Origin of the sequence: Acetobacterium wieringae, assembly GCF_001766835.1 — a bacterium.
Classification (GTDB): Bacteria; Bacillota; Clostridia; order Eubacteriales; family Eubacteriaceae; genus Acetobacterium; species Acetobacterium wieringae.
On sequence record NZ_LKEU01000014.1, the window covers coordinates 117910 to 130768 of the forward strand.

13 protein-coding genes and 1 pseudogene are annotated in these 12859 nt (G+C 47.0%); 7 read left to right on the forward strand and 7 right to left on the reverse strand.

Going from position 1 to position 12859, the window contains the following annotated elements; all coding sequences use genetic code 11:
• Window positions 1-169 precede the first annotated feature (169 nt).
• From ACWI_RS03370 to lpdA, 7 genes are all read left to right on the forward strand, one after another.
• The gene (locus ACWI_RS03370) at window positions 170-472 is read left to right on the forward strand and encodes a DUF6506 family protein (RefSeq protein WP_070370016.1); all 303 of its coding nucleotides are present in this window, start codon (window positions 170-172) and stop codon (window positions 470-472) included.
• A 30-nt stretch (window positions 473-502) separates the two neighbouring features.
• Window positions 503-871 carry a Lin0512 family protein gene (locus ACWI_RS03375; RefSeq protein WP_228881468.1) on the forward strand — a complete coding sequence of 123 codons (369 nt, stop codon included), beginning with the start codon at window positions 503-505 and terminating at the stop codon, window positions 869-871.
• Window positions 872-1024: 153 nt separating this feature from the next.
• Window positions 1025-1981 carry a thiamine pyrophosphate-dependent dehydrogenase E1 component subunit alpha gene (locus ACWI_RS03380; protein WP_070370061.1) on the forward strand — a complete coding sequence of 319 codons (957 nt, stop codon included), beginning with the start codon at window positions 1025-1027 and terminating at the stop codon, window positions 1979-1981.
• A complete protein-coding gene (locus ACWI_RS03385) occupies window positions 1978-2949 on the forward strand; it encodes an alpha-ketoacid dehydrogenase subunit beta (protein WP_070370017.1) in 972 nt (323 codons plus the stop codon). The genes ACWI_RS03380 and ACWI_RS03385 overlap by 4 nt, the downstream gene beginning before the upstream one ends.
• 115 nt (window positions 2950-3064) lie before the next feature.
• A complete protein-coding gene (locus ACWI_RS03390; protein ID WP_070370018.1) occupies window positions 3065-4060 on the forward strand; it encodes an ATP-NAD kinase family protein in 996 nt (331 codons plus the stop codon).
• Between the two features lie 53 nt (window positions 4061-4113).
• Entirely contained in the window at window positions 4114-5430 is a 1317-nt protein-coding gene (locus ACWI_RS03395) for a dihydrolipoamide acetyltransferase family protein (protein ID WP_070370019.1), read from the forward strand.
• Window positions 5431-5443: 13 nt separating this feature from the next.
• Entirely contained in the window at window positions 5444-6847 is a 1404-nt protein-coding gene (gene lpdA, locus ACWI_RS03400; RefSeq protein ID WP_070370020.1) for a dihydrolipoyl dehydrogenase, read from the forward strand.
• 106 nt (window positions 6848-6953) lie between these two features.
• Here the strand turns inward: lpdA and panD are convergent, their stop codons facing one another.
• From panD to ACWI_RS03435, 7 genes and pseudogenes are all read right to left on the reverse strand, one after another.
• Entirely contained in the window at window positions 6954-7337 is a 384-nt protein-coding gene (gene panD / locus ACWI_RS03405; RefSeq protein WP_070370021.1) for an aspartate 1-decarboxylase, read from the reverse strand.
• A gap of 10 nt (window positions 7338-7347) precedes the next feature.
• The gene (panC, locus tag ACWI_RS03410; RefSeq protein WP_070370022.1) at window positions 7348-8190 is read right to left on the reverse strand and encodes a pantoate--beta-alanine ligase; all 843 of its coding nucleotides are present in this window, start codon (window positions 8188-8190) and stop codon (window positions 7348-7350) included.
• Window positions 8191-8194: 4 nt separating this feature from the next.
• Window positions 8195-9031: a 3-methyl-2-oxobutanoate hydroxymethyltransferase gene (panB, locus tag ACWI_RS03415; RefSeq protein WP_070370023.1), complete on the reverse strand. Its 837-nt coding sequence runs from the start codon at window positions 9029-9031 to the stop codon at window positions 8195-8197.
• A 275-nt stretch (window positions 9032-9306) separates the two neighbouring features.
• Window positions 9307-10164, reverse strand: coding sequence for a Rossmann-like and DUF2520 domain-containing protein (locus ACWI_RS03420; RefSeq protein WP_070370024.1), 858 nt, complete (start codon window positions 10162-10164; stop codon window positions 9307-9309).
• 449 nt (window positions 10165-10613) lie between these two features.
• A complete protein-coding gene (locus tag ACWI_RS03430; protein WP_084633468.1) occupies window positions 10614-11537 on the reverse strand; it encodes a magnesium transporter CorA family protein in 924 nt (307 codons plus the stop codon).
• A complete protein-coding gene (locus ACWI_RS19290; protein WP_242871570.1) occupies window positions 11524-11847 on the reverse strand; it encodes an OST-HTH/LOTUS domain-containing protein in 324 nt (107 codons plus the stop codon). The genes ACWI_RS03430 and ACWI_RS19290 overlap by 14 nt, the downstream gene beginning before the upstream one ends.
• A pseudogene (locus tag ACWI_RS03435) lies at window positions 11830-12573 on the reverse strand (NYN domain-containing protein); the annotation flags it as partial. The gene ACWI_RS19290 and the pseudogene ACWI_RS03435, both read right to left, overlap by 18 nt.
• Between the last annotated feature and the right edge of the window lie 286 nt (window positions 12574-12859).

The window sequence follows — 12859 nt, forward strand, 5'->3', positions numbered from 1 at the left end:
CGCCAATTCTCATAATGAGAAAGAATTGTTCCAGGATCGGTTGGGTAAAGGCGCTCGGAAGCAGAAAGCAGCACCGTTTACGTAAACGTTTAAACAACTAGCCGATTCATCGGTTATGGCATGAATATTGCTTAACATATAGACAACATGAAATCAAGGAGGTTAGAATATGGCGTTAAAAGCAGCATTTATTTTTATTGCTCCCAATGCAGATCCGGCCATTCACCGGTCGGCGGTTGAAACGGAACAGGTCACCCTGATCGCTGTTGGGGTATCGTCCTACGAAGCAGCAGTTGCAGCAGCGGGGCAGTTGGTTGATGAAGGGGTGGTCGCTTTCGAGCTCTGTGGTGGCTTTGGAAATCGGGGGACGGCCATGGTCAGTGAAGCCGTCAAAGGAAAAGCCGCCGTGGGGGTCGTGCGTTTTGATATTCACCCCGGTTTGGATAATAAAAGCGGGGATGATCTTTTTTAACAGCATGACCACAGCAATTCACGTCAGGAGGTGTTTCTTATTAAAAAATTTATCATTGAATTTGGCATGGGGATGGACTTTCATGGTCAGGATGTTAATAAGGCGGCGGGAAAAGCGATTAAAGACGCCATTTCCCGAAGTTGTCTGATTGGTTTGAATCAGATCCATGGTTTAACGGAAGAAAGTCTCAATGAAAAAATGATGATCGAGGCAATTATTGGGGTGTCCCGGCCTGAAGATTTAAACATTGAGATGTTAAAAAAACTATTCCCGGTGGGAAAGGTAACCATTCAAGCCAGGAAAGGAGGATTAACAACAGCCGGTTTATTCTTTCCCGGTTTTGGCGATACCGACGATACCATCGAAGCCGCCATTGTGTGCGTAACGGTGAGTGTGTAGCGGAAGGTAGGTTGCAAACCTACAAAAAACCTGATAATGTGTGGTGTTATCGACGTAACAACAGACAAAGCGCATCATCGTTTAAAAAAAACTTAGCAAAGCAGATACAAAGGAGGAAATATTTTGAAAATCTCAAACGAAACTATCATTGAAATGTATGAAAAAATGGTAAAGATCAGGAAGTTTGAAAATAGAGCCATGAATCTTTTTGCTGAAGGTCAGGTTGGCGGATTCGTTCACCTTTATATTGGTGAAGAAGCAGTGGCAACAGGCGTTTGCGCAAGTCTACGGGACGATGACTACATCACCAGTACCCATCGGGGCCATGGACATATTTTAGCCAAAGGCGGCGATATGAAATACATGATGGCCGAGCTTTTTGGCAAAGAAACCGGATACTGTAAAGGCAAGGGCGGCTCGATGCATATCGCCGATGCCACCAAAGGAATTCTTGGGGCCAATGGGATTGTCGGGGCTGGCCATAATATTGCGGTAGGTGCCGGACTGGCAGCACAATATAAAGGAACAGATCAGGTTTGTGCCTGTTTCTTTGGGGATGCCTCCACCAATCAGAGTACCTTCCATGAAGGACTGAACCTGGCCAGTACCTGGAAGCTGCCGGTTATCTTTATCTGCGAAAACAATGGCTACGGAATATCTGTGAGCCAGGCCCGTCATCAGAATATCACCGATATTTCCCAACGGGCAGTGTCTTATAATATTCCGGGGATTACGGTGGACGGCAATGATGTTTTTGCGGTTTTTGAAGCGGTTCAGGAGGCCGTTGCCAGAGCCCGTAAAGGTCAGGGACCAACCCTGATTGAATGCAAGACCTATCGCTGGCGGGGACATTTTGAAGGGGATCCGACGGTGTACCGTCCCGAAGGTGAGCTGGAACAATGGAAGAAAAAAGACCCCATTCCCAGAGCCGAAAAATATATCCTTGATAATCAGGTGATGACTCAGGCGGAAATGGATCAGCTTAATAAAAAAATTGATGCTGAGGTTGAAGAAGCCGTTGATTTTGCCCTGGCCAGTAAATTCCCTGATGTTGCATCCGCTGTTTTAGATGTTTATACCGATATAGTAGAGGAGGGACGAACAAGATGAGAGAGCTTACGTATGGTCAAGGAATCAAAGAAGGTATGCGGATAAAAATGCTGGAAAACCCGGACGTCTTCATTTTTGGCGAAGATGTTGGTCTATTCGGGGGCTGTTTTGGTGTCACCTCCGGCTTATTTGAAGAATTCGGCGAAAAACGGGTGCGTGATACCCCGATCTCGGAAGGGGCCATTATCGGTGCTGCCGTTGGTGCGGCAGCGGTTGGCTTGCGACCGATTCCCGAGCTGATGTTTGTTGACTTTTCCACTGTCGGGATGGATCAGCTGGTTAACCAGGCTGCTAAAATGCGTTATATGTTTGGTGGTAAATTAAAACTGCCAATGGTAGTACGACTACCGTCCGGTGGTGGGGTGGCAGCGGCAGCCCAGCACTCCCAATCACTGGAAGCCTGGTTTACCCATGTGCCGGGTTTAAAGGTCGTTTATCCCTCGAATGCCCAGGATGCCATCGGATTGATGCTGACAGCCATCGATGATGATAACCCGATAATTTATCTGGAAAATAAAACCCTCTATGCGGTGACCGGTCAGGTTGAAGATGAAGTCAAACCAATTCCACTGGGTAAAGCCAATATCAAGCGGGAAGGGAGTGATGTCACCATCATTACCTATGGCAAACAGGTATACGACTCCCTCAAAGCAGCTGAGCTGCTAGAAAAAGATGGCATTGATGCTGAAGTCATCGATTTACGTTCCCTCTATCCGCTGGATAAAGAAGCGATCTTTGAATCGGTCAAGAAAACCCATAAGGTGGTCATTGTCTCCGAAGAAGCTAAACGGGGCAGTTATGCCGGTGAACTGGCTGCGATTATTGCCGATGAGTGTTTCTATGAATGTGATGCTCCGATTAAGCGGGTTTGCGCATTGAACACCCCGATTCCGTTTTCTGGCAATCTGGAAGCCTATGTGTTGCCCAATGCCGACGATGTGGTTGAGGCGGTTAAATCGTTATTCTAAGGTGGGTAATTGAATCGGCCAGACGGGCCAGGGTTCTGGAAATAGTGGAGTGCACAGCGATGATCTTATTTCCAGAACTTTTTTTAAACAAAAGACAGAAAAAGGTGGTGGACATATGAATTCAATTGGAATCATTGCCAATCCGGCATCCGGGAAAGATATCAGGCGGCTGGTTTCCCATGCTACGGTGATTGATAATAACGAAAAGATCAATATTGTTGAACGGATTATACTGGGAGCCCAGCAAAATGGCGTCAAAAAAGTATACATGATGCCAGATCCCTATAATATGGGCTATCGGGTGGAGGATAAGCTTAAAACCTCCGGCGAGCTTAAATGTGAGATCGAAGTGTTTGATTTTTATAAGGAAGACACCGTGGAAGATACCTATAAAGCGGTGCAAATGATGAATGAGAAAAACGTCGGCTGCATTGTCACGTTGGGAGGTGATGGCACCAATCGGGCGGTGGCTAAGGATATTAAGGAAATCCCGCTGATTTCCATCTCCACAGGGACGAATAATGTCTATCCGGATATGATTGAAGGAACCATTGCTGGCATCGCAGCGGCCGTGGTCGCTTCCCAACAATTTGATAAAGCGGCTTATTCAAATAGAGATAAGATTATTGAGATTGAGACAGCGGGGCAACTTAAGGATATTGCCCTGATCGATGCGGTGATTTCCCGGGATATCTTCGTGGGTTCCCGGGCGATCTGGAAAGTTGAGGATATTGAGAAAATATTTGTGGCCCGGAGTCATCCGGCCTCAATTGGTTTTTCGGCGGTGGTGGGGGGAAAAACCATTATCACCGAAGCGGACAATTTTGGTGCTTATGTCAGCATTGATAAAAATGCCCCCAAAATTAAGATTCCCATGGCGGCCGGGATTGTGTTGCCAATTGGTACCAGTGAGCCGGTGTTTTTAACGTTTGGCGAAGTCTATACCTTTACCACCTATTGTCGGGGCACCATTGCCCTGGATGGGGAGCGGGAAATTGAATTTCATCAGAATCAGACTTTTACCTTTAAACTAAGCCGCAATGGGCCCTGGCATGTGGATGTGAAAAAAGCCATCGAAGTGGGACAGCAAAACGGATTTTTCAAGGTTTGATGTTTAAATTTTCATAGAGTTATGTGATTTCAGAATAACAGGAGGAATGCATTATGGCCAAGTTTTTAGTGATGCCCAAGCTGGGATTGACGATGACTGAAGGCAATATTGCCAACTGGCGAAAAGCAGAAGGCGACAGCGTTGCGATGGGCGAAATCATCTTTGATGTGGAAACCGATAAAATAACCAAGGAATTTGAATCTCCGGGGGCTGGCATCATCAGAAAGATACTGGTCGAAGAGGGCACCGTGGCAGTGCTAAAACCGATTGCCATTCTGGGAACAGCTGAAGAAGATATAACTGCATTGCTGGCCGAGGCCGAAAATTTGACTGACAGCCCAGCCAGCGAAGTTAAATCCACCGCAGCAGAACCGGATTCGGTGGTTGCTACATCATCGCAACCGGTCGCTGGGGGCCGCATCAAAGCATCAGCCCGAACCAAAAAAATTGCGGCTGAGCAAAATATCGATCTTGCCCAGGTAACCGGGACGGGCCCCCAGGGGGCCATTACGGAAAAAGATGTTAATGAGTTTGCGTTAAGAGCAAAAACAGCAGCCCCCAAAATATCGCCGACGGCCGGGGTGATTGCTGATGGTTTAGGCATCGATCCGGGACAGATTAGCAAGGACGGCCGGATTATGAAGGCCGATGTGCTGGCTTTTAAACAAAAAGCTGATTTACTACGATTTGCCGATCCACAGGAGAGTAGCAAACCGATGTCGGCGATGCGAAAAATTATTGCCAGCCGGATGTCAGCCAGCCAGGAAACGGCTGCTACAGTTAATTACAACCAGCGGGTGGATACCACCGCCATGAAACAGCTAAGGGAAGAATTAAAAAGCTCTGCCAAAATTACCTATACCGATATTCTGGTTAAGATTTTAGCCCGGGTGCTGTTGGAGTTTCCGCTTTTAAACAGCTCGATAGTCGGCACTGACATTGTCACCCGCAATTATGTCAATATTGGGGTGGCGGTTGCCCTGCCGGATGGATTGATAGTGCCGGTGGTTAAATTCGCCAATAAATTAGATCTGGGCGAGATTTCCCGGGAAATCAAGGCCCTGGCCGAAAAAGCCCGAAACAATGAACTGGAAAGCGATGAAATTACCGGGGGCACTTTTACCATCACCAATATTGGGATGTATGGCATGGAATCCTTCACGCCGATTATTAATCAGCCTGAGGTGGCCATATTAGGGATTAATACCATAATCGACACCCCGATGGTGGTGGATGGCCAGGTGGTTATTAAACCAATGATGAACCTGAGTTTAACAGCTGATCACCGGGTGGTTGATGGCTCGGTGGCGGCGCAGTTTGTTGCCCGTCTCAAGGAGCTCATTGAAAAACCGGGACTTCTGCTCTTGTAATGGAGGTGGAATCATGAAGATTGTTATAATTGGCGGTGGCCCGGGGGGGTATGTGGCAGCGATTCGGGCGGCCCAGTTAGGTGCTGCGGTAACCCTGATTGAAAACAAATATCTGGGCGGCACTTGTCTTAATGTCGGTTGTATTCCCACCAAGGTGCTCCTCCACACCACCGAACTGCTGGACGTTCTTAAACATGATGCCAAGGAACTTGGCATCACACTTTCAGACTATCACGGTGACTGGCCAAAGCTGCAGAAAAGAAAAACAAAAATCATCAAAAAACTGGTCGGTGGGGTCAACGGATTATTAAAGAACAATGGGATTACCAAAATAATGGGCACCGCTGTTTTTGTGAATGCGCATCAAATTAAGGTCATCAGTGACAATCAGGACGAAATAAACAACGCAGCAACTGTCATCGATTTTGATTTTGCCATCATTGCCACCGGCTCAAAACCAGTGATACCACCGATACCGGGGAGCAATCATCCGGATGTGATCACCAGTGACACGGCTCTGTCATTGGATGCTGTGCCGGAAAGCCTGGGCATTATTGGCGGCGGCGTCATTGGCTGTGAATTTGCCAGTATCTACAATGCCTTTGGCTGTAAGGTAACAATCATCGAGATGCTACCGGAAATTGTTGCCAACATGGACCGTGATATTGTCAAGCCGCTCAAAGAAAAACTGCTAAAAGATGGGGTCGATATTTTTACCAGCACCAGAGTCGAGTCAATTCAGGAAAGTGCTGGCGGTTTAACCGTTACAACCAGCTCGCAGACCGGTGAAAAAACCATTACCGCCAAAAAAGTGCTCTTGTCAGTGGGCCGAAAACCGGAGCTTAGTACCCTTAACTTGGATCTGGCTGGTATAAAAACCGCCCGTGGGGCGATTGTTGTCAATCAAAAAATGCAGACCAATGTCCCGCATATCTATGCCATTGGCGATTGCAATGGCGGGGTAATGCTGGCCCATGTGGCCTCAGCTGAAGGAATTTTGGCGGTGGAAACGATCATGGGGAAAAGATCACAAATTGATTTTAAAACCATTCCCTATTGCGTTTATACCAAACCGGAATTGGCCAGTGTCGGGCTGACCGAAGCCCAGGCCCGAGAAGCGGGCTATGACGTAAAAGTCGGCATTTTTCCCATGGCCGTCAATGGTAAAGCAATGATCATGGGTGAAACAACCGGGGTCGTCAAATACGTAACCGATGCCGCTACTGGCGAAATTCTGGGACTGCACATGGCCGGTCCCCGGGCTACCGATCTGATTGTTGAAGGCGCCCTGGCCATCCGCCTGGAAGCCACCGTGGCCGAGCTGATGGCTACCATCCACGCCCATCCCACTGTCGGCGAAGCACTGATGGAAGCCGCCCATGCCGTCGATGGTCACGCCATCCATTTAATGCGATAACGATGGTTAGAAAAAACGGTATCAAAAAATAAAACAGGCTGCCACTTTTGGATCGGAATTAAAAAGTGGCAGCCTGTTTGTTTGAATTTAGATAAAAACGAAAAAACTAATGACTCTGGCCGTGGACCTCATGATCCGTAAGCTTTGTTACCTGATTGTTATCATCGAGAATCAGCACCCGGGGCTTAAAAGCCAGGGCTTCCTGCCGGTCCATCATGGCATAGGCGATAATGATCACCTGATCACCTTTTTGCACCAGCCGGGCTGCGGCACCATTGACACAGATCACGCCACTGCCCCGTTCGCCCACAATCGTATAGGTTTCAAAGCGTTGGCCGTTATTTATATCCACCACCTGAACCTTTTCACCGGGAAGAATATCCGCCTGATCCAGCAGCGCTTCGTCAATGGTGATACTGCCCACATAATTGAGGTCAGCCTCGGTGACAGTTGCCCGATGGAGCTTTGACTTAAATAGGGTGATATACATAATTTACCTCTTAATCTAAAATAATATTATCAATCAGCCGGGTGCTGCCAAAGCGAACGGCTACTGCCGCCAGGGCCGGTGCTGTGATGGTTTCGATATCGGCCAGGGTTTCAAAATCAAGGATATCAACGTAATCAATAACCGCCAACGGCATGGTACTGATCTGGCCGATAATCTGATCTTTTAGGGTTTTAACCTGGACGACGCCAGATTTATGAAGGGCTTTGGCAGCCGTCAGCGACTGGCTAAGCACCAGGGCCTGGTTACGCTCTTCCGGCGTTAAAAACACATTGCGGGAGCTCATGGCTAAGCCATCGGCTTCCCGGACAATCGGGCAGACTGTCAGCTGAACCGGCAGATGTAAATCCCGAACCATTTTTTTTATCACCGCCACCTGTTGGGCATCTTTCTGTCCAAAATAGGCACGGTTTGGCTGGATCAGGTTAAACAATATATTGACTACTGTGGTCACGCCTTTAAAATGAGTCGGCCGGGACTGACCGCAGAGTTTTTTTGTGATCTCGCCTGCCACTTCCACAAAGGTGGAAGCACCGGCCGGATAGATTTCGCCCGGATCAGGAAAGAACAGCAGATCGGTTCCGGCAGCTGCGGCAAGTCGTGAATCCCGGTCAAAATCCCGGGGGTAGGCATCCAGATCCTCGCCCGGGGCAAACTGAGTGGGATTGACAAAGATACTCACGACCGTGAAATCATTCTGACTTCGGGCTTCATTAATCAACGACAGATGACCGTCGTGAAGATAGCCCATGGTCGGAACAAAGCCGATGCTTTTATCCCGGCCAATTTCTTCAAGAGCGATCTTAAGTTCTGAGATTGTTTTTATGATCTTCATAGTCTTATTGTTTTAGCGCGGCGATCACCGCATCATCAATGGAAAAGGTATGTTTTTCTTCCGGAAACTTCACCGACTTCACCTCGGTGATATAGGTTGTCACAGAATCCTTAATGGTTTCATTCAAGGCCGCATAGCGCTTGGAAAACTTGGGTGATTGACCTGAATACATGCCCAGTAGATCATGGATGACCAGCACCTGACCGTCGCAGTAGCGACCGGCGCCAATACCGATGGTGGGCACCGAGATTTTTTGCGTAATCAGGGTGGCCAGTTTTTCGGGAATCCCCTCCAGAACAATGGCAAAAACGCCCGCTGCTTCCAGGGCCAGGGCATCATCAATGACTTTCTGAGCCTGAGCAGTGTCCTTGCCCTGAACCTTAAATCCACCGAACAGGTTAACCGATTGGGGCGTCAGACCGATATGGCCCATGACGGGAATCTGGGCTTTGACAATGGCAGTAACAGTATCAACCTGCTCCACGCCGCCTTCAAGCTTGACGGCGTGGGCCTTCCCTTCCTGAATCAACCGGCCGGCATTGCGAACAGCCTCTTCCACCGAAATGTGATAGGATAAAAAGGGCATGTCACCGACGATCAGGGCGTTTTCAGCGCCCCGGGCAACGGCGCGGCAGTGGTAGACCATGTCGTCCATGGTCACTTCCAGAGTGGATTCATAACCCTGGACCACCATGCCGAGCGAATCGCCCACCAGAATGGAATCGATACCGGCATCATTGACGATTTTGGCCATTGAATAATCATAGGCCGTTAGCATGGTGATTTTTTCCTTGTTTGCTTTGGCTTGTAAAAAAGAACTGACAGTAAATTTGTTTTTCATTGGTTTCTTCCTTTAATTTAAATTTTAATCGATCTAAAATGAGAGATAAGCAGTCGGCGCTATAACCGTACCGATCAATTGTTAATCTGTTTTTTTGCCGCGCCATGCGAAATCCGCTACGCTCCTTTCGCATTGGTCGCGGGCAGTCGCCAACTACAAGTAAGCTTGTGATTGGCTCATTGCCTTCGCGCAGGATCGGACAGGCTACGCCGTGTTTGCCCCGATGAAAACAACATGATGTAACAATTGTCGGTACTAAGGTTTGATGGGAGTATTTAACTAAGGATTTTTTGCAATTGAAGATACTTTTCAGTAGCAATCCGTTTGTCTTTGATCATCTCAATGGTGGTTAAGCCCAGGGTTTGGTAGAGTGGCAGAAATTCCGGGGCCTGGGTTTTTAGGGCTTTTATGTGTTTGCCGATGGTGTTTTCATCCCCCCGAACCAGCGGACCAGTAAGGGCGTTGACAGTTCCGGATTTTTCGATATTGCCCAAGGTGGCGGTGATCAGTGGCATAAATGCCCTGATTATTTCATCATCAGCAATGCCAGTGGTCTTTAGTAGTTCAAAACCGGAATCAATCAGGGTTACCAGATAGTTGGAAAGGATACAGGCGGCGGCATGATAAAGTACCTTATCATTCTTATCAATTACCGAATAGGGATTGTCAGTGATCGCCAGGATTTTTTGCGCAGCAATTCGCCCCTGTTGATTGCCTTCCAGGGTAAAAACGGTTTGCTTTAAATTTTTTGACGCAGTCAAGGGATCCGAAAAACTCATGATCGGATGGAGTGAACACAAACCACACCCGGAAGTTAGCAGCGGGTCAAAAAGATCGGTTGACAGGGCGCCGCTGGTATGGATCAGGGTATGATGTTTGGTTAAGCAGGCGGTTTGGAGGAGTTGGTTGATAACTGCAGAAATTTGATCATCCCCAGTGGTGATAAAAATCACCTCACTTGCAGCAGCAAAGCTGGGAAGGTCATAGAAAACAGCGGAGTCCGTTACCTTGGCAGCACATTGCGACGAAATCTCGCTGCGGCTGAGGTAACCGGATAGGGTCAGACGATGGTGTTTGAAAAAAATGCCCAGGGCGGTGCCGACTTTGCCAGCGCCAATAAATCCGATTTTCATGCGTTTCACCTGTTTGTAGTATTTGGTTATGACCGCAAAGAGCAGAGAAACACAGATCACGCAAACCTGAGGTTGTCAAAAATTCGGGTTGTCGAATCCCCCATACTGACAAATGTCAAGCTACGACCAATTGTCAGTATGGGGGATTCGACAAAACCGGAAGGCGGCTGTTTAATTTTAGGCAAAGAAAAAAGGTCCTCTGCACTGAAAATAAACAACTGCAAAAAGACCGATCATTACATTATAAAAATGCAAAAATGGATGGTTTTATTCAGTCTCTATCACCAGGGATTAGAGCAGGTTTTTAAATTTATTTCTGTTTTTATGCGTTAATCATGTGCAGCTCTTGACGATGCCACCATGTGGGTATGATACATGATGTAGGATAATAATGCAAGCGTTTATTTAGAGAATGGAATTGGTTTAAGAAATAAAAAAAACAAGCAGCCCTAAAACCACTTGTTTTTTTTGAAATACAGCAGGGTGCCAGTAACCACGACAATGCATAAGACAATCACAAACGGGTAGCCGTACTCCCAATGAAATTCCGGCATCATGATGTTCATGCCGTACCAACCGACAATCAGGGTCAGGGGAAGAAAAATAGATGTGACGACAGTGAAAATTTTCATGACATTATTCAGGTTAATATCGAGCTGCGCCTGGTAGGCCTCCCGCACCTGAGTGCCGTAATCCCGGAGGTTCAGCACATTGGTAAAAAGTCGGTTGATGCGATTGGTGAGAATTTTAAAATAGCGGAGATCTTTTTTATCGATCAGATTATTTTCATTTTCTTCAATGGCCTCAGAAATTTCAAAAAGTTGCTCATAATATTGTTTCAGACTTAATAGACGCTTGCGAAAAGTGATCAGATAGTCGACCAGGTCATTTTTAATGGCGACAATAAATTCTTCTTCCAGCCCGGAGATTTCTTCCTCAATCGCAATCAATACATCCCGATCATCGTAGGTCAGCTTGTCAAAAAAGAGGTGAAAAAATTTGCTCAGATCGGATATCTGGATATCGGCCGTCTTGATGGCGTCAACCAGGTCAGCGAAATAAGTGATCCGATCCGAGGCGAAAACAAGCAGGTTGGCACGGAAATAAATTCCGATCCGTTTTGGTTTGACTGTACCGGAAATGGCATCCGGAATTGACAGGGTAATGAAATCAAAACCATCGTGACTTTCAAACTTACAGGATTTACCGCTGATGCATTCTTCAACCAGTCGTGATCCGATATCCAATTGGGCACTTACCGCTACGAGCTCACTAAAATCGAGGATACACAGGTGCTTCTGGTCAGAGCTGGCAAAAGACTGTGAGGGGGAAACAGCTGTTAGTTGACCTGCCGTCAGTTTATAAGCCAGCATTTTTAACCTTCAGCTGGGGTTTATTGCGGATCAGTGCTTCCGGGTTCTTGGAATTCGCTGTTTTACGGACTTCGATATCAAAGAGGTTGAGGGCTTCCAGCAGTGAGCGCAGTTTGGCATAGCCGTAATTTTTACTTTTAAAGGTGGGGTGCTTCTGGGCGATTTGGGAACCAACCAGGCCCAGATTGGCCCAACCGGATGGGTCAGCATTTTCTGAAACAATTAATTGAAAGGATTGGATCAGCTCTTTTTTGAGTTGAATGTCTTTTTGCGATGATCCGTTTTTTTCAGAAGTGATGTTGCGGATCACGTATTTGACATTTTGAGAATTGGCGGTTCGGCGGGTTGTCAGTTCAAATTTATCCAGTGAGGAAAGCAGCGAGCGCAGTTTGGAATAGCCATAATTGCGGCTGTCAAAATCTGGATAGCGGTTGTTGAGGCGGGAGCCAACCAGACCCAGATCGGCCCAGCCTTCTTCATCCGAGTTATCGTTGATAATTGTTTTAATCGATTGGATCAGTTGTTTTTTGGAGGCCATTCCTTCTTTGGCAGAAGACTGCTTTTGGTTTAATATTTCTTCCGGTTGAGAAGAATCCGGGTCGGCTGCCAGAACTTCCAGATATTTAAATTTTTCACAGGCCGAGATAAAGGGGGTGGGGGTTTTCTTTTCACCCATCCCCACCACATACATTCCGGCTTCCCGGAGCCGGGTCGCCAGACGGGTGAAGTCGCTGTCACTGGAGACGATACAGAATCCATCCACATTATTGGAATAAAGAATATCCATGGCGTCAATAATTAAGGCGGCATCGGTGGCATTCTTTCCGGTGGTGTAACTGTACTGCTGAATCGGGGTAATGGAATAGTTAAGTAATACCGTTTTCCAGGATCCCAGCTGGGGTTTGGTCCAGTCACCGTAGATGCGTTTAAACGTTGCCATCCCAAGGTTGGAAATTTCATCGAAGATATATTTGATATATTTATCCGAAACATTATCGGCGTCAATTAAGACGGCAATTTTCATATCATTTTTCATGGGTCACCTTTTCTATTTCGTTGGTTTCGATCACTTTGTTAGTCTCAGTATAATTGAAATCACGCTTTTTTACAACCGACCGCCGCCACAAAAAAATAACTGATCAATTCTGATCAGTTGAGGTTGTCGATAAACTACCGTACCGACCAATTGTTAATCTGTTGTATGCGCACAATTCGTACAGTTGCTATTAAAGATTCGGCTAATTATAGGCGTTTCAGCGCAACTGTTCGCCTTGAGGCACACAACATGATCTAACAATTGTCGGTACTGGGTTAGCTTTTTT

Bases quoted from the DNA above. Each gene is read 5' to 3' on its own strand.
- ACWI_RS03370 (WP_070370016.1), top strand. From the start codon at position 170: ATGGCGTTAAAAGCAGCATTTATTTTTATTGCTCCCAATGCAGATCCG.
- ACWI_RS03380 (WP_070370061.1), top strand. From the start codon at position 1,025: ATGTATGAAAAAATGGTAAAGATCAGGAAGTTTGAAAATAGAGCCATG.
- ACWI_RS03385 (WP_070370017.1), top strand. From the start codon at position 1,978: ATGAGAGAGCTTACGTATGGTCAAGGAATCAAAGAAGGTATGCGGATA.
- ACWI_RS03390 (WP_070370018.1), top strand. From the start codon at position 3,065: ATGAATTCAATTGGAATCATTGCCAATCCGGCATCCGGGAAAGATATC.
- ACWI_RS03395 (WP_070370019.1), top strand. From the start codon at position 4,114: ATGGCCAAGTTTTTAGTGATGCCCAAGCTGGGATTGACGATGACTGAA.
- lpdA (WP_070370020.1), top strand. From the start codon at position 5,444: ATGAAGATTGTTATAATTGGCGGTGGCCCGGGGGGGTATGTGGCAGCG.
- panD (WP_070370021.1), bottom strand. From the start codon at position 7,337: ATGTATATCACCCTATTTAAGTCAAAGCTCCATCGGGCAACTGTCACC.
- panC (WP_070370022.1), bottom strand. From the start codon at position 8,190: ATGAAGATCATAAAAACAATCTCAGAACTTAAGATCGCTCTTGAAGAA.
- panB (WP_070370023.1), bottom strand. From the start codon at position 9,031: ATGAAAAACAAATTTACTGTCAGTTCTTTTTTACAAGCCAAAGCAAAC.
- ACWI_RS03420 (WP_070370024.1), bottom strand. From the start codon at position 10,164: ATGAAAATCGGATTTATTGGCGCTGGCAAAGTCGGCACCGCCCTGGGC.
- ACWI_RS03430 (WP_084633468.1), bottom strand. From the start codon at position 11,537: ATGCTGGCTTATAAACTGACGGCAGGTCAACTAACAGCTGTTTCCCCC.